General features: G+C 45.7%; 10 protein-coding genes. 7 read left to right on the forward strand and 3 right to left on the reverse strand.

The features are described 5' to 3' along the window. Nucleotides 1-5 precede the first annotated feature (5 nt). On the forward strand, nucleotides 6-956 hold the full coding sequence (locus FHW36_RS24925) for a DUF5627 domain-containing protein (RefSeq protein WP_145673202.1): 951 nt from the start codon (nucleotides 6-8) through the stop codon (nucleotides 954-956). A gap of 27 nt (nucleotides 957-983) precedes the next feature. Further along, nucleotides 984-3,131, forward strand: a complete 2,148-nt coding sequence (locus FHW36_RS24930; protein ID WP_145673203.1) for an endo-1,4-beta-xylanase — start codon at nucleotides 984-986, stop codon at nucleotides 3,129-3,131. A gap of 77 nt (nucleotides 3,132-3,208) precedes the next feature. Here FHW36_RS24930 and FHW36_RS24935 read toward each other — a convergent pair whose 3' ends face one another. After that, nucleotides 3,209-7,321, reverse strand: a complete 4,113-nt coding sequence (locus FHW36_RS24935) for a hybrid sensor histidine kinase/response regulator transcription factor (RefSeq protein WP_145673204.1) — start codon at nucleotides 7,319-7,321, stop codon at nucleotides 3,209-3,211. Nucleotides 7,322-7,606: 285 nt separating this feature from the next. Here FHW36_RS24935 and FHW36_RS24940 point away from each other — a divergent pair, with 285 nt between their 5' ends. Then, entirely contained in the window at nucleotides 7,607-10,513 is a 2,907-nt protein-coding gene (locus FHW36_RS24940; RefSeq protein ID WP_145673205.1) for a family 43 glycosylhydrolase, read from the forward strand. Nucleotides 10,514-10,559: 46 nt separating this feature from the next. After that, complete coding sequence (locus tag FHW36_RS24945; RefSeq protein WP_145673206.1) at nucleotides 10,560-11,660, forward strand: endo-1,4-beta-xylanase; 1,101 nt, start codon at nucleotides 10,560-10,562, stop codon at nucleotides 11,658-11,660. An 8-nt stretch (nucleotides 11,661-11,668) separates the two neighbouring features. Here the strand turns inward: FHW36_RS24945 and FHW36_RS24950 are convergent, their stop codons facing one another. Beyond that, a complete protein-coding gene (locus FHW36_RS24950; RefSeq protein WP_145673207.1) occupies nucleotides 11,669-12,550 on the reverse strand; it encodes a helix-turn-helix domain-containing protein in 882 nt (293 codons plus the stop codon). Nucleotides 12,551-12,784: 234 nt separating this feature from the next. Between FHW36_RS24950 and FHW36_RS24955 the strand changes: the two genes are divergently transcribed. The 3 genes from FHW36_RS24955 to FHW36_RS24965 are packed head-to-tail and all read left to right on the forward strand — an operon-like array spanning nucleotide 12,785 to nucleotide 15,858. Further along, nucleotides 12,785-14,434, forward strand: a complete 1,650-nt coding sequence (locus FHW36_RS24955; protein ID WP_145673209.1) for an alpha-L-fucosidase — start codon at nucleotides 12,785-12,787, stop codon at nucleotides 14,432-14,434. 56 nt (nucleotides 14,435-14,490) lie between these two features. After that, the gene (locus tag FHW36_RS24960; protein ID WP_145673210.1) at nucleotides 14,491-15,507 is read left to right on the forward strand and encodes an aldo/keto reductase; all 1,017 of its coding nucleotides are present in this window, start codon (nucleotides 14,491-14,493) and stop codon (nucleotides 15,505-15,507) included. 12 nt (nucleotides 15,508-15,519) lie between these two features. Next, a complete protein-coding gene (locus tag FHW36_RS24965) occupies nucleotides 15,520-15,858 on the forward strand; it encodes an L-rhamnose mutarotase (RefSeq protein ID WP_246121225.1) in 339 nt (112 codons plus the stop codon). Nucleotides 15,859-16,025: 167 nt separating this feature from the next. Here FHW36_RS24965 and FHW36_RS31090 read toward each other — a convergent pair whose 3' ends face one another. Next, on the reverse strand, nucleotides 16,026-16,346 hold the full coding sequence (locus FHW36_RS31090) for a cellulase family glycosylhydrolase (protein WP_222429187.1): 321 nt from the start codon (nucleotides 16,344-16,346) through the stop codon (nucleotides 16,026-16,028). Nucleotides 16,347-16,496: the final 150 nt, after the last annotated feature.

A 16,496-nucleotide genomic window follows, 5' to 3' on the forward strand; every position in this document is an offset into this window, starting at 1 on the left:
CAAAGATGAAAAAGTTCCTGATACCCGCAATACTGCTGTTACTCGCAGCATGTAACAAAGATGCAACATTTCCCGACTACGCATATCAAACGGTATATTTCGCCTATCAATATCCCGTTCGTACCATCACTTTCGGGGAAGATATCTTTAGTACAGAGTTGGATAACCAGCGCAAATGTAAAATAATGGCTGCAACGGGCGGTGTCTATTCCAGTAAAAAGACCCTGAATATCGGCATCTCAGTAGATAATACCCTCTTGGGAAGCGGTTTACTGTTTGGTGCCGGCAAAGATCAAATCCTGCCCATGCCTGCTAACTATTATTCACTGGCAGACAATAAGATTGTCATCCCTCAAGGTAGCCTGGCAGGCGGGGTAGAGGTGCAACTGACCGACGCGTTTTTTAACGATCCCAAGGCTATCAAAAACACCTATGTGATTCCATTGCGTATTACCGACAAGTCGGGCGCAGATTCCATTCTGAGCGGAAAGGATTTTATCCTTTATGCCATTAAATATGTGAACGAGTGGCATGGTAACTACCTGCGAAGAGGAAAAGATGTAGTGTCAGGGAGCGTAAACCAAACCGTAGTGCGGCATGCGATGTATGTGGAAAAAGACGAAGTGAACAAATTAAGCACCAGGTCTATGAAAGAGTTGGAATTTCCCGTGGTATATAAAGACAAGGATGGTAATAATATATACTGCACATTGTTGCTCACCTTCCACGATGGTGAAAAATGTACCATCTCCTCCGCTACGGCCAACGTCAGTGCTACCGGAGAGGGCCAATTTGTGAAAAGGGGAGAAAAGAACAGCTGGGGAAGCAAAGACAGGGATGCGCTTTATCTGCAATACCAGATCACGCTTCCGGACATGCAGGTATCCACATCAGACACATTGGTAATGAGAGACCGGTCTGTGACCATGGAAACATTTACCCCGGTGAGTAAATAATTTTTATCCGACATTAAAGTAATTGGTATGAATCAACTTCATAAAATAGCGGCCGGCTTCCTGGTATTTGTTGTGATAAGCTCCTGCAATAAATATCAGAAGCTCGACTTTAACGTAGACAAGCCGGAAAGTGTGGCTGTACAGGAAAACATAGATGCCTACCCGGCGCTTAAAAGTTACATTAACCGCGCTTCGCAGCCGGGGTTTAAATGGGGAGTAGCGATTGGTTTGCAGGAGTACCTGGATAAAGGCGTGAAGTACCGGCTGGCCAACCGGAACTTCGATGAAATTGTTTTAGGTTACGAAATGAAACATGGCGCAGTAGTGCAGGCGGATGGGAGCCTTGATCTCGCGAAGATAACGTCGCTGTTGCAAACAGCAGGAGAGGCAGGAATGCAGGTATACGGTCATACCCTGATGTGGCATGCCAACCAAAATGCCAGCTACCTGAAAAGACTGATCTCGCCTTTGCTGGTCACTTCCCCGGCATATCCCAATAGTTTAAGCGTTGCCGGGTTAAAGGACAACAGTTTTGCCAACTGGACAAAGCTCAATGCTGGTAACGGTATTTCAGTAATAACCGGAACTGGCATGGGAACGGGCAATAATGCCATAGCACTAAAAGCCAGCGGAGCCGCCGCAGATTTACAGCTCGCTACCCCGGGAATAACCATCAACAAGACACATAAGTATGAAGTGGTGATGTATATCCGGTCAAATGAAGCGGGAGAGGGAAGGATCTCTTTCGAAGGGTTAAATAATAATACGCCATTGGTAGACTGGACAAAGTCCGGAACGCCTACCGCCACCTTCACCACCGGCATTTCATGGAAAGAAATCCGCTTTACCATCAGTGATTTTGCCGGTGATAATATTAAGCTGCATTTTGATTTGAAAAATAAAGCGGGGGTATCGTATTATATCGATATTAATAATTTGTACGTATACGATACGCAAGGCACACCTGCAGTCAATAACCTGGTGACTAACGGCGATTTTGAATCCGGTGGCGGCTGGGGTGGTTGGGGTGGTAGCTCTACCCGTGGTGTAACTGCCGATGGTATGGGGGTAGGGAATAAAGGCAAGGCCTTTTATGTTACGAATCCGTCTAAATCGGCTAATTACTGGGATGTACAAACCATCTATGACTTTGCGGCGCCTTTAGAGAACGGCGCTACTTACGAATTAAGCTTTTGGGTGAAGGGCACCGCAGCGGGAGTTATTCGCCCGGAATTGCAGAGTGCCAACTATTCCTCTAACGGATTCGGACAAGTACAGGTGACCCAGGATTGGCAGCTGGTAACGATTTCTACTACAGCTACAGCAAGCGATAGAACCCGGCTTGTGTTCAGTTATGGTGAATTTGCCGGGACTGTCTATATCGATGACGTAATACTGAAAAATGCCAAAGCAACGGGTGGAAGTACAACAGTGGTGGAGAAAACAGCCGCGGAAAAAAAATACATCCTCACCGAAGCGCTGGATAAATGGATGAGCGGTATGGTCGGTGCCGGTAAATCTGTAGTAAAAGCCTGGGACGTAGTAAACGAACCGATGGATGATGGCAAACCTTATGAGTTAAAAACAGGGGTGGGCAAAACGAACATGGCGTCCGATGAGTTTTACTGGCAGGATTACCTGGGTGAAGATTATGCCGTAACGGCCTTTAAAATGGCCCGTCAATACGGTAATGCTACGGATCTTCATTTTATAAATGATTATAACCTGGAGTTTAACCTGGATAAATGCCGCGGTCTGATTGCTTATGTCAACTACATCGAAAGCCAGGGAGCCAGGGTGGATGGCATTGGTACCCAGATGCATATGGATATTAATGCCAATAAAGAAAACATCGTTGCGATGTTTAAACTGCTGGCGGCTACCGGGAAGATGATAAAGGTTTCTGAACTGGATATGGGCGTCGGGGTGAAAACAACGGCCGCTACAGCCGGACATTATCAAGCCCAGGCCGATATGTACAAGTATGTCATCGATAAATATTTTGAACTCATTCCCGCTAAACAGCGCTATGGTATTACCATCTGGAGCCCTATTGACAGCCCGGTTGGTTCCGGGTGGCGTCCCGGTGAACCAGTAGGATTATGGACGGAAGGGTACGTGCGCAAGCTCGCTTATGCTGCTGTAGCCAAGGCGCTGGAGGTCAATGCAAAATAACCCGAATCACTGCTGAAAGCTCAATAACAGCCCCCTATACGGTAAGTTTGGGGGGCACTTTTTTGCTGGGTAGTTACTCAAGTGCCCTGTCTTTTTTGCATCCTGGCTATAAATTCGGAAGGCAACATATTGTATTTTATCTTGAATGACTTGGCGAAATAGTTGGGCGTGGAGAATCCCACCTGGTAGGCAATTTCAGCAATGGTGAGGTCACTTCTTTCCATCAGCATAGCAGCTTTTTCCAGCCGGTAAGACCGGATGTATTCTACCGGGGTTTGACCGGTTAATTCCAGTAGTTTATTGTAGAGGGAGCTACGGCTCATCCCTACTTCTTTACTCAGGCTTTCCACCGAAAGTTGCGAATCTGTCAGGTTGGCTTCCAGGTGATTGGCGATTCGTGCCATCAATTTTTCTTCCGCTGATACTTTTTCTATTTCAGGAGCCAGCAATTTTATTTGTTTGGTATAGGTGCTTTTCAGGGTATCGTTAAGATGCAGCAGGTTCCTTATTTTCGCGTGAAGTATTTCGAAATTAAATGGTTTGGTGACATAGTCGTTGGCGCCTGTAACCAATCCGGCGATCTGTTGTTCTTCATTGGTGAGTGCTGTCAGCAATATTACGGGTATATGGCTGGTTCTTTTATCCAGTTTCAGTTTATGCACCAGGCTGATACCATCCATTTGTGGCATGGTGATATCGCTGACAATCAAATGTGGATGTAATAGCAAAGCTTTTTGCCAGCCCTCTTTTCCATTGGTGGCTTCTATTACTTTGTAGTTCTTTCGAAGGTTATCTTTAAGATAATCCCTGAAGTCTTCATTATCTTCCACCAGTAATATGACCGATGTTTTCGAACTGTCCGGTAATTCTTCTCCATGTTGTAGTGTAACTATTTCCGGCTCCTGCAGCATTGTTCCGGGAGGCGGCGGCATTACGGCCGGCGTTTCCTGCACCGGATGCTGTGCGACGGTTTTTAAAGGAAGTTGTATAATGAAAGCGGCGCCTTGTCCGGGTTCGCTTTCCACTTCAATGGTTCCACCATGTATTTTTATAAATTCTTTTGTAATAGACAATCCAATGCCTGTTCCGTGGTTCAATATGGCGGACGTAGTATCCGTCTGGAAGAAATGCTCGAATATCTTTTCTCTTTTATCTTTGGGAATACCAATACCAGTATCTTTTACTATTATTTGAATCCATTGCCGATGGGCGGCTTCGTCTTTATTCAACAGTTTTAGTTCTACCGTAACTACACCTTTTTCCGGGGTAAATTTGAAGGCATTGGAAAGCAAATTGAAAAGAATACGTTCTATTTTATCATGGTCAAACAAAGCAGGTAACGCAGCCGGGCCGTTGATAAGGTTAAACTGGATGTTTTTTCGTTCAGCAAAGTCGCGGAAGGAGTCTATTACCTCTTTAATAAAAGCTACCAGGTCACCCGTTGTCAACTGTAATTTTAGCTCATGTTCTTCCATTCTCCTGAAATCCAGTAATTGGTTGACCAGGTTGAGCAATCGCCGGGAGTTTCTTTTGATCATGTTTAGTTTGTGGAGCCGGGGAGCGATCTTTTCCTCATTGATAAGCTGTTCCACAGGACCCATAATCAGCGAAATAGGTGTTCTGAAATCGTGACTGAGGTTGGTAAGAAATTTGATTTTGAGCCGGTCTATATCCTGCAGCCTTTTTACTTCCAGTCTTTCCTGTTCCAGCATGAACTTTTTTCTTATCCGTTTGATGCCGAGGTGCCGGCTGTATAAGAGCAACAGGCAGATGGCACAAATGTAAAAGACGTATGCGTATATAGTTCGCCAGAATGGCGGGCGGACGTAAATCTTTATGGTAGTATCCTGGTTGCTCCAGATGCCGTCGTTGTTGGCGGCTTTTACATGGAAGGTGTATTCTCCCGGATCCAGATTCGTGTAGGCGGCGGTGTTAGCCGTGCCAATATAGTTCCAGTCCTTATCAAATCCATCGAGTTTGTAGGCGTAGTAATTTTCGGTGGGAAGTGTATAGTTGAGCGCTACAAAGGTGATCGCAAAGTTTTGTTTGTAGGCCAGCCGGATATTATCAGCTACAGAAATATGTGCTTTAATGGGACCGTCTTCATCAGGGCGTATCGATTTGTTGGATACTTTTAAATCTGTTAGCAACACTGCCGGCGCATGCTTGTTGACCGTTACATCAGAAGGGGTAAAGTAATTAATACCTTCCAGTCCCCCGAACATCAGGTCGCCGTCAGATAAGCGTATCCCGGAATTATGGACGAAGTTATTATTTTGTACCCCGTTATAGCGGGTATAGTTCCTGAATTTTTTTGATTCAGCATGAAAGCTGCTGATACCCATGTTGGTACTCAGCCAGATAATACCGTTCTTATCTTCCAGAATTTGATAGATAGTTACATTCTGCAGTCCGTCTTTTTCAGAGAAATTGATGAACCGTTGTTGTGTTTTATCAAAAAGACTCAGGCCTCCGAAAGTGCCTATCCACATACGGCCTTTACTGTCGCGGAGCAGCGTTTGTACTTTATCACTGGGCAGCAGGCTATTGCTTTGCGTATAAATGTCCCATTGCCCGGTAGCCGGGTGATAAACGCCAATGCCTCCACCATGGGTACCCACCCAGATATTCCCTTCCGTATCTTCCTCGATAGCCCTGATATAGCCATTAAACGGTAGTTCTTTTTCACCAGGCAACGCAGGATTCGGGTGAGGGGTATACCTGGCAACCACCTGTTCATTTTTGAGTACGTCCAGGCCTTCTCCATTGGTACCTATCCAAACATTGCCTTTGCTGTCTTCTTTTATGCAAAAAATATCATTGGTACCAAGGTGGTTGGCGCCGGTACCTTTGGCGAGGTATTTATAAGTTCCGTTAGCACTATTCATGATCAGCAGTCCTAGCGCGTAGGTGCCTATGTATAATTTCTTGTCACGGGTATATTGGAGCGCCATAATGGACACTTTATTCCCTTTTCCCGGGAGTGGAATGTCAATGGGGCGAACTTTCCCGGTTTTGCGGTTAAATTCAAACATACCACCGCCATCGGTAGCTACAAAAGCATTGCCGTCACTGTTTTCAGCCAGGGCAGTCACAATCGACGACTGACGGCCATTTTCATGGAAAGCAGTACCTGGTTTAAAATTAAAAAGATGCAGATTTTTATCATATTTGTTAATGCCACCCCGAAAAGTCCCTAACCAATAGATACCCCGCCCGTCGTTATAAATACATTTGATCGATTTGTTGGTAAGGCTGTAGATGTTTTCATCGGTAGGAAGATAATGGTCGGTAGTGTTTGTCCGGGTATTAAGTACTATCAATCCTTCTTCGGTGCCAATCCATAGTTGATGATCCTTGTCTGGTTTGATGCAGTTAATCAGTTTATCGTCCAGCAGTGGAAGGGAATGATAAGGGGAGATGCCGGCGCCATCGGCTTGTAGTGTATACAAACCGGTAGCGGTACCTACCCAGATCTGCCCGTCGCTATCACCGGTAATTGCCCTGATTTCGTTGTCCCGAACGGTAAACCCGGCTTTCTTGTTGGTTATCAGTTTTACAGTTCCTGTGGAGGGAGTGTACCGGTAGAGGCCATGGCCGGTACCGACCCAGATTTGTTGTTGATGGTCTACAAAAATACAGTGGGGACTAATTTTTGCTTCCGGTCTATCTTCTCCTGCTGCCAAATTGATTTTGGACACATGATGGGTACGGGGAACAAGCATAAATAAATGCTCGAACTGTGCTATCCATATATTGCCGGCGGTATCGCTTGAAATATCGAGTATCACCGCATTAGGGGGTAATTGTGGCGCATCTGCATGGAGCGGAAAGTGAATAAAGGCATCTTTTTTACGATCGTACAGGCTAATCCCGCCTCCGCTGGTACCTATCCAGAGGTTACCTGCTTTATCTTCATGCAACGCCAGCACCTCATTGGCTCTCAGGCTGGAGGAGTCTCCCTGGCGATGCCGGTAAACTGTAAAGTGTGTACCGTCAAATTTATTCAGACCGTCGTCCGTGGCAAACCACATCAGGCCGTAATGGTCTTTGATAATCGCATTTACCCCATTTGAAACTAATCCGTCTTTAGAGGTAAGCGAAGTGAAGTTGATATGACCGGATTGCGTCCAACCGGTTTTTACCAGGTATAGTAAACAGCACAGGAACGTGAAGGTATATTTAAGCATATTGGGCAATCATTAAAAAAACAAGAGTTTTGGTTGTGCGATATGAACGTGGTTCTTTACTTTCCAATTTAAGTATTGTCATGAAATTAATCATCATTATGATACTAAATTGCCCAAATACACTGAGGTTGATGCATAATTACTGTCTAAAAGACATTTTTTCCATCAATTTCAACAAATGAACTAACAGGAAAGTGGTGGCCCCTGTATTTTTGTTCCCAGGCAAGCCGCATTTCTTTAATAGGAACCCATAGAAATCAAAATGATTGAATAACGTTTCGTAAGATGTATAGAAAATTCCTCGTTATAGCACTCCTGTCCTTTTTTAGTGTATCGCTTTATGCGCAGCAATCGGACAATGAAGATGGTACCTACACCAATCCTGTCATCTGGGCTGACTTCCCGGATAATGATGTGATCCGCGTTGGAGATACCTACTACATGGTAACAACTTCTATGTATTTTTTCCCCGGCGTACCCTTATTGCAATCGAAAGACCTGGTGAACTGGACTTATGCTGCCAATGCAGTGCAGCGGTTTAAACAGCATCCCTTTTATGATTTAAAAGGAGGGGATAGATATGGAAAGGGGCAATGGGCCAGCAGTATTCGCTACCACAAGGGGAAGTTCTATATACTTTTCCTGACCCTGGATGAGGGGGGCTTTTTGTGCACCGCATCGAAAGCGGAAGGCCCGTGGGAAATACGCAAGCTGGTAAGGCCCTATTACGACGCCGGACTTTTTTTTGATGATGATGGCCGTATCTACATTGTTCACGGATATTCCAAATTGTCTGTGACAGAAGTGGATGCTAACCTAGCCCCCCTCAGTAGGGACAGTATTATATTTGACAAAGTGCAGCGGCCGGGTTTGGAAGGTTCGCATGTTTATAAGAAAGATGGCTATTATTACATTTACGCCACCTATGGAGGTGGAGATGGTTACCAGGTTTGCCTCAGGTCAAAGAATATCTATGGCCCCTACGAAGAAAAAGTTGTGTTGAAAGACGATATGAATCTCTACGGCAAAGGCGTTCACCAGGGAGCATTGGTTGAAACTCCCCTGGGAGAATGGTGGAGTGTCATCTTCCAGGACAGGGTAGGCGTAGGAAGGGTACCCACCCTGCAGCCGGTACAGTGGATAGATGGTTGGCCTGTGGTGGGAAAGAATGGAAGGGCCGTAGTCACGCACGTTAAACCCCGTATGGAGGCAACGGCGCCGGTAATGGTACTTCCCGGCAGTGATGAGTTTAATGACGGTAAACTGGGCATACAATGGGCCTGGAATCATAATCCCGACGACAGCGCCTGGTCTTTAAGTAAGCGGAAAGGATACCTGCGGCTAACTACCGCCGGTGTTACCACCGGGCTGCTGCATGCGCGAAATTCACTCACACAACGGATATTTGGTCCATTTTCTGACGCCACTACCGCATTGGATATCAGCGGTATGAAAGCGGGTGATGTAGCAGGGCTGGCCGTTCTGCAGTTGCCCTACGCCTTTATCGGTATCAGGGCGATGGAAGCGGCGAAGTTTATTGTAATGGAACATGCCGGCAACAGGATAGATAGTATTGCGATAGGGAAGGAGCCCCGGGTATTCTTCAGGGCATCCGTTAACACAGTGAGGAATCAGGCTTATTTTTACTATAGCCTTGATAACAGGACATTTATACCCCTGGGAGATACGCTTAATATGGCCTTTGATCTGAAGATGTTTACCGGCAACCGGTTTACATTATTTAACTATGCTACTGTTCAAACAGGTGGTTATGTTGATGTGGATTGGTTTCACCTCAATACCCGGCAGGGGCCTCCCAATCTCTTTAAAGCCTCCTCGCGAATTGCGGCCGACAGGTATGACGACATTTACGGCGCCCATGTAGCACCCGGAAACGACAGTAGCGAGCCGGGAGCGCAGGAAATCAGCCATTTGACGGCCGGCGCATGGATCCGGTTTAACCAGGTGGATTTTGACAGGGAATATAAATACCTGTTATTAAGGGTAGCTCCCCGGGGAGGAGATATCCATATATACCTGGATAGAGATTCATTAAACCCCTATGCTACCGTAGCAGTGCCTGAGCAACCGTCGCTGAAATACATGACGGTAAGCGTACCCGTGAAGCCGCTTACCGGCAGGCATCGGCTGACATTTGCATTTACGGGAAACATACCATCCACAGCACGCTTTAACTGGTTTACTTTCGCCGATAGCAACCAGCAGGCGTATACATCGGTCCCACTGGTATCACATCTTTATACCGCCGATCCGTCAGCACATCTCTTTAACGGAAAAATATATATTTATCCCTCACACGACACCGCTGCCCCAATGAAAGAAAGTGATAATGGTGATCATTTCCAGATGGCTGATTATCACATCTTTTCCATGGACTCCATCGGGGGCAAAGTAACAGACCATGGGGCAGTGCTTCGGGTACAGGATGTGCCATGGGCAGCTAAACAACTGTGGGCGCCGGATGCGGCCTTTTCAAATGGAACCTATTATTTATATTTTCCTGCGAAGGATAAACAAGGGGTTTTCAGAATAGGCGTAGCATCTTCGAAGCAGCCGGCCGGCCCGTTTGTGGCGGAAAAGGCGCCCATTGCCGGCAGTTATAGCATCGATCCCTGTGTGTTTAGGGACGACGACGGTTCCTTTTATTTGTACTTTGGCGGTATCTGGGGAGGGCAATTGCAAAACTGGAATAATAACCGCTATGATGCCACTGCCAGGCTGCGTGGACAGAAGGACGTGGCCATTCTTCCCCGTGTAGCAAAACTTTCGCGGGATATGAAAAGCTTTGAAAATGTTCCCCAGGCTATAAAAATAACAGACAGCACCGGCCGCCTGTATAACGAGCAGGAGAACGACAAACGTTTTTTTGAAGCGGCCTGGATGCACAAATACAATGGCAAATATTACTTCTCGTACTCAACAGGCGATACGCACAATATTGTATATGCAATTGGAGATAGCCCCTATGGCCCCTTTACCTACCAGGGTGTCATTCTGAAGCCAGTTGAAGGCTGGACCAATCATCATTCGATTATTCAAGTCGGGAATAAGTGGTATTTGTTTTATCATGATACGCAATTGTCAGGTAAAACACACCTGAGAAACATCAAGGTAATGGAGTTGAAGTATAATAGTGATGGCACTATCCAAACATTGAGCGCATTCAGGTAAATGCAGGTAATATCTTTCATAAACAATTAATGAATCAAAATATCATATGAAGTATCTCAGCCAGGTTGTTATTATTTTGCTGGTCGTAACCATCAGTCTGTCCTGCGTGGCTTACCGCGCTCATCATGCCGCTTTGCCGGAAGCGCCGGGGCTAAAAGATTATTACAGGGATTATTTTCCTATAGGCGTAGCTGTTTCAGCGCGTGCGCTGTATACAGATGAAGCGGGGCTGGTGATCCGGCAATTTAATAGCGTTACCCCGGAAAATGCCATGAAAATGAGTGTGATCCATCCTGGTGAACAGCAGTATAACTGGAGGGATGCTGATTCTATAGCGGCCTTTGCACGCCGGAATGGGATGAAGCTGAGAGGGCATACCCTGGTTTGGCATAACCAGGCCCCGGGATGGATCTTTAAAGATGCCAATGGACAGCAGGTATCCAGGGATGCATTGTTGCAACGTTTGAAAGAGCATATTACGACGGTGGTAAAAAGATATAAGGGAATCGTATATGCCTGGGATGTAGCCAATGAAGTGATCAGCGACCGTAAGGATGAATTTTACCGGAACTCTTTGTGGTACCAGATCTGCGGTGAAGAATACATAGAGAAAGCATTTCAGTGGGCACATGAAGCTGACCCTGATGCGCTGTTGTTTTACAATGATTACAATGAGATTAGTACAGTGAAACGGGAAAAAATTATCCGTATGCTTAATAGACTGATGAGCAAAGGAGTGCCTGTTCACGGGGTAGGATTGCAGGCGCATTGGGCCATAAATGAACCATCGGCAAAGCAACTGGATGAAACGATGTCGGATTTTGCTAAACTGGGACTGAAAATACAAATAACTGAATTGGATGTTTCCGTTTACCGAAAAGAACATGAGATGAGGCAATGGGCTGCAGGCGACAGCGCGATGGCATTTACCGCGGAAAGGGAGCAGCAACAGCTCGAACAATTCCGCCGCTGTTTCGAATCTTTCCGGCAGTATCGTGATGTCCTGACTGGTGTAACGTTTTGGAATATCTCCGACCGCTATAGCTGGCTTGACAATTTTCCCGTGCGGGGCAGAAAAGACTATCCATTATTGTTCAACAAAGACCTGCAACCCAAGAAAGCATTCTGGGCGGTGGTTAAGTTTTAAGGGACAGCCTAAAATCCACCTGTATCCATCTGTTTTCTGTAATTCCCCGGCGACATTCCCGTTATTTTTTTAAAGATTTTAGAGAAGTAAAAAACATTGTCAAAACCTGTTTGCAGGGCAATTTCGGCAAAGGTCATCTGGGTGGTTAACATCAGGTATTGCGCCCGCTCAATTCTTTTTTCATGTACATATTTAACAGGCCTTTCGCCGGTGTGCTGATGAAAAAGGCGTGAGAAGTAATCGGTGTGCAGGTTCACTCTTCTTGCCAGGTAAGCTACCGATAAGTCGCGGTGCAGGTTTAGTTGAATATAACTGATTACATTCAGGATTTTAGCCGGCACGTCTTGGGTGTCCATTTGTTTAAAGGTCTCCTGCGTCAGGAAGCGGGATACCAATTGCAGGAGAATGCCATGCGTTTCTGTGAATGTCGACATGCTTTGGCGGTTATTGAGCTCCTGGTACTCCTTGTAGAAAATATTTTTTTCATATACCCGGGGATTGTCAGAGCGGTTAATGCCCCGCCCGGGGTTTATTTCCAATAGCCTCCTGAAGTTCAGGATATCCATTTCAGTCGCTTTTACCTTCGCAATGGACCTGTTATTTTCAAACAGGGAAATACCATCCGACGACTCCTCAAAAAACTGGACAAAGTATTGGCTGAGATAGTCCGGGCAGATCAGGTTGCACAAGGTGAAACTCGGTATAATATATAGAAATCCGGGCTCAAGCCTGACCTTATTTGAGGCGTCCCAGATTTCTCCTGCCCCCGCATCGATATAATATATCCTGAAATACGGACTGATCACATTTTTATAGTTCCACCTGGAATCAAGCTTTACATGGTCAACGTTCAATAAGGTGAATGTTTGTTTTAGTGCTCTTTTAATCATGCGGTACAATTAATTAACAATATGGCCACGTCCTTCCAGTGTTACGATTTTGACACAGCAATAATAGGCAAATAGTCGGTTTTGTATAAAAGAAAGTCCTATTAAGCCAAATATTGGGTAAATATTTCGGAGTAAGTTTGATTTATCAATTACTAGTTGCCATCATAGGCTTCCCGCTACGCTGAAAAGCAGGTGATGTCCCGCTTATAGGGAGAGCCGGTAAAATTAAATTCCATGAAAAGAAGAACGTTAATAAAAGGCTTAGCTACAGGCTTATCATCCTTATACCTATCCAATCTTTATGCACACGGTTTATTGAGAACCCCATCAATTCCGCGTATGGCGCCAGGGCCATTTCAACCTAGCTGGGAGTCGCTGGAGCAGTACCAGGTACCCGACTGGTTCCGTGATGCAAAATTTGGTATCTGGGCGCATTGGGGACCTCAATGTCAGCCGGAACGGGGCGACTGGTATGCCCGTGGTATGTACCAGGAGGGAAGTGACCAATATAAATATCATATCCAGAAATATGGCCACCCGTCAAAGTTTGGCTTTAAGGAGGTAATAAATGACTGGAAGGCAGAGAATTGGCATCCGGAAGAGCTGGTGGCTTTATACAAAAAGGCCGGGGCTAGATATTTTATGGCGATGGCCAATCACCACGATAATTTTGACCTCTACGATAGTAAATACCATCGCTGGAATGCGACTAAGCTGGGCCCTAAAAAAGACCTCATCGGGGGCTGGGCAAAAGCAGCCAAAGCGCAGGGCTTGCCCTTTGGCGTATCGGTGCATGCGTCGCATGCCTGGTCGTGGTATGAGGTGGCGCAGCGTTCCGATAAAAGCGGGTCATATGCAGGTATTCCCTACGATGGTAAATTGACCGCATCCGATGGCCATAATGCCTGGTGGAGTGGCTATGATCCGCAGGAACTATATGCCCAAAATCATGCATTGAGCAAGGATAGCCTGAATGATGGCAGTATGGGAGAGCACTGGGATTGGGGAAATGGGGCAAGCATACCTGACAAGGCCTATTGCGATAAATTTTTAAACCGGACTATTGAACTCATCGATAAGTACGGCCCTGAACTTGTTTATTTTGACGATAGCGCGCTGCCGCTTTGGCCGGTAAGTGATGCAGGTCTGAAGATAGCGGCACACTTTTACAATACCAGTATCAAAAAGCACGGAAAGTTGCAGGCTGCCTTGTTCGCTAAAGTACTCAACGAGCAGCAACGTAAATGTATGATATGGGATATTGAACGGGGACAAAGTAACGAGATAGAACCGCTGCCCTGGCAAACGGATACTTGTATCGGAGGCTGGCACTACGATCGCCGTTTGTTTGATAACAAAAGATATAAAAGTGCTAAAACAGTTATACATACCCTGGCAGACGTGGTAAGCAAGAATGGCAACCTGTTGCTGAATATTCCCGTACGTGGCGATGGTACTATTGATAGCGAAGAACGTAACGTTGTTGAACAGATAGCGGCGTGGATGCAGATCAATAGTGAAGCGATCTACGGCACACGTCCCTGGAAAGTATTCGGAGAGGGACCTGCAATGGAGGCAACAGTAGCTTTGAGTGCCCAGGGCTTTAACGAAGGAAAAGGTAAACCATTTGTGGCGGAGGATATTCGTTTTACAACAAAGGGTAAAATACTTTATGCGGTCATGTTGGGATGGCCGGCAAATAATGCCGCGTTGGTGAAGACCCTGGCTACAAATAACCAGGCAGGACCAATCAGCCGGGTAAGCCTGCTGGGAAACGGCCAATTGAAATTTCAGCAAACATCCGAGGGCCTCAAAGTACAATTGCCGGAACAAGCGCCTTGCAAAGAGGCGTTCGTGTTGAAGATTGAAGGGGCCATTGTCTAAACAGGGTAAAGGCCATCGCATAAAGAAAAAAATATCGGTTTCAATGATGCTGTAGTATGGATAAAATTACATGGCCAAAGGTCATCTTTGGTACAAGCGGGTTGGGAAATTTATATGTAGCACTGCCAGATGAGATGAAACTATCTATTGTGGACGAATGTATAAAGCATTCGCCGGGGACAGTGATGTTTGATTCGGCCGGTAAGTATGGAGCAGGGCTGGCGCTGGAAGCGCTGGGGCGTAGTTTGGAACAGTTGAAAGTCGATCCCTCACAGGTGCTGATCAGCAATAAACTGGGCTGGTTACGAATGGAGTTAAAAACGCCCGAGCCTACTTTTGAACCTGGCATATGGCAAAATCTTGAACATGATGCTGTTCAGAAAATAAGCTACGACGGTATCCTGGAATGTTATGAACAGGGAAACCAGTTATTAGGAAGTTATCATGCCGCACTGGTATCCGTACATGACCCTGATGAATACCTGGCGGCGTCCGGGAATGAGCAGGAATATCAGCAACGTTACCTGGATATATTGGATGCCTACCGGGCTTTACGCGAACTAAAACAGGCGGGCAAAGTCAAGTCCATTGGAGTGGGAGCAAAAGATTGGCGAATCATAACCCGCATAGCTGGTGATGTAAAGCTGGATTGGGTAATGATTGCCAATAGTATGACGATTCATAGTCATCCTGCCGAATTGGTGGATTTTATGCTAAAGCTGGAGCAGCAGGGTGTCACTATTATCAATTCGTCTGTTTTTAATGGCGGATTTTTAACTGGATCTGCTTACTACAACTATCGGTTAACAGATCCGGTAAAAGACAAGGCCTTATATCATTGGCGGCTGCAGTTTAACCAGCTATGTGTTGATTATAATATAAAACCGGTAGAGGCATGTGTCATTTTTGGTCTGCATGCGCCCGGGGTAAGCAGTATCGCTTTGAATACCACGCAGGCGGCCAGGGTGGCGCAAAATCTGGCATTGCCCTATTCCATGATCCCGGATGGATTTTGGAAAGAAATGGAGAATAGAGGATTGATTGACCCCGCTTATGCTTCCAGCTATTTGTAAATGATGAATGATATGATGAAAAGACACTGTTTAGCCCTTGATCTGAAAGATGATCCAAGGCTGATTGAAGAATATGAATATTGGCATAAAGCAGAAAATGGGTGGCCGGAAGTAAGAAAGAGTATCCTTGATGCAGGAATTGTTGAAATGGAGATTTACAGAACAGGTAACCGCTTAATGATGATTATGGAAACAAATGATCAGTATAATGAGAGGGCGAAAGCGGCATCGGATGCAGCAAATTCTAAGGTACAGGAGTGGGAGCAATTAATGTGGAAATTCCAGCAACCATTGCCCTGGGCAAAGGAAGGAGAGAAATGGGTATTAATGGAACAGATTTTTCAATTGTAACATGGATAACGGCAATAATCAGCATAGTGGTTATTGCCGTTATTATGAATGAGGCAATGCGCTATTGTTTAATTGGAGCGATACTCCAAATGCCAGCCGGTTTTTAGTTGCGGCGGATTTTATGGATCCCCAGTAGCAAAACATTTTACCCCACGTCTCGTCTGTTGTCAAACCGCAAAATTGCCAGGGTGCGTAATAATGGACTTCCACCATGATAGTCCTTGTATAATAAGACTGCGGGAACTATTATTTCCACCGGTGGCGCGAACCGCATTTATAAAAGTCTGGTGGTAAGATAATAAAACAGACATCCCTGTTGCATCGCTGACCGCCGGCTCATTGGCGCTGGCAAAAAGGAGCCGTTCATTATAGTTTTTAAAATAATTGGCAATCTGCGCCCAAAGTGCTATTTGGCCAATGGTGACGGGCGTTGGAAGAATATTTACCGAACTCCTGACTTTAGGGGGATTTGTTGTAATAAAGTTTATGTGTTATATTGACACTTAAATAGGCTCGGCAACGGCAAGCCTTTTGGGTTAGGCACGCAAAACAAGACAGGCTGTAAGCCAGGCAACAATATAGATGTTTTCATAACGAGGCAAGTTGACTACGTGGAATAATATTTTAAAGTTATTTAG

This window comes from Chitinophaga polysaccharea (assembly GCF_007829335.1).
In the GTDB taxonomy this organism is placed as follows: Bacteria; Bacteroidota; Bacteroidia; order Chitinophagales; family Chitinophagaceae; genus Chitinophaga; species Chitinophaga polysaccharea_B.

Coding starts and splice junctions, on each gene's coding strand:
- FHW36_RS24925 (WP_145673202.1), top strand. CDS start 6: ATGAAAAAGTTCCTGATACCCGCAATACTGCTGTTACTCGCAGCATGT.
- FHW36_RS24930 (WP_145673203.1), top strand. CDS start 984: ATGAATCAACTTCATAAAATAGCGGCCGGCTTCCTGGTATTTGTTGTG.
- FHW36_RS24935 (WP_145673204.1), bottom strand. CDS start 7,321: ATGCTTAAATATACCTTCACGTTCCTGTGCTGTTTACTATACCTGGTA.
- FHW36_RS24940 (WP_145673205.1), top strand. CDS start 7,607: ATGTATAGAAAATTCCTCGTTATAGCACTCCTGTCCTTTTTTAGTGTA.
- FHW36_RS24945 (WP_145673206.1), top strand. CDS start 10,560: ATGAAGTATCTCAGCCAGGTTGTTATTATTTTGCTGGTCGTAACCATC.
- FHW36_RS24950 (WP_145673207.1), bottom strand. CDS start 12,550: ATGATTAAAAGAGCACTAAAACAAACATTCACCTTATTGAACGTTGAC.
- FHW36_RS24955 (WP_145673209.1), top strand. CDS start 12,785: ATGAAAAGAAGAACGTTAATAAAAGGCTTAGCTACAGGCTTATCATCC.
- FHW36_RS24960 (WP_145673210.1), top strand. CDS start 14,491: ATGGATAAAATTACATGGCCAAAGGTCATCTTTGGTACAAGCGGGTTG.
- FHW36_RS24965 (WP_246121225.1), top strand. CDS start 15,520: ATGATGAAAAGACACTGTTTAGCCCTTGATCTGAAAGATGATCCAAGG.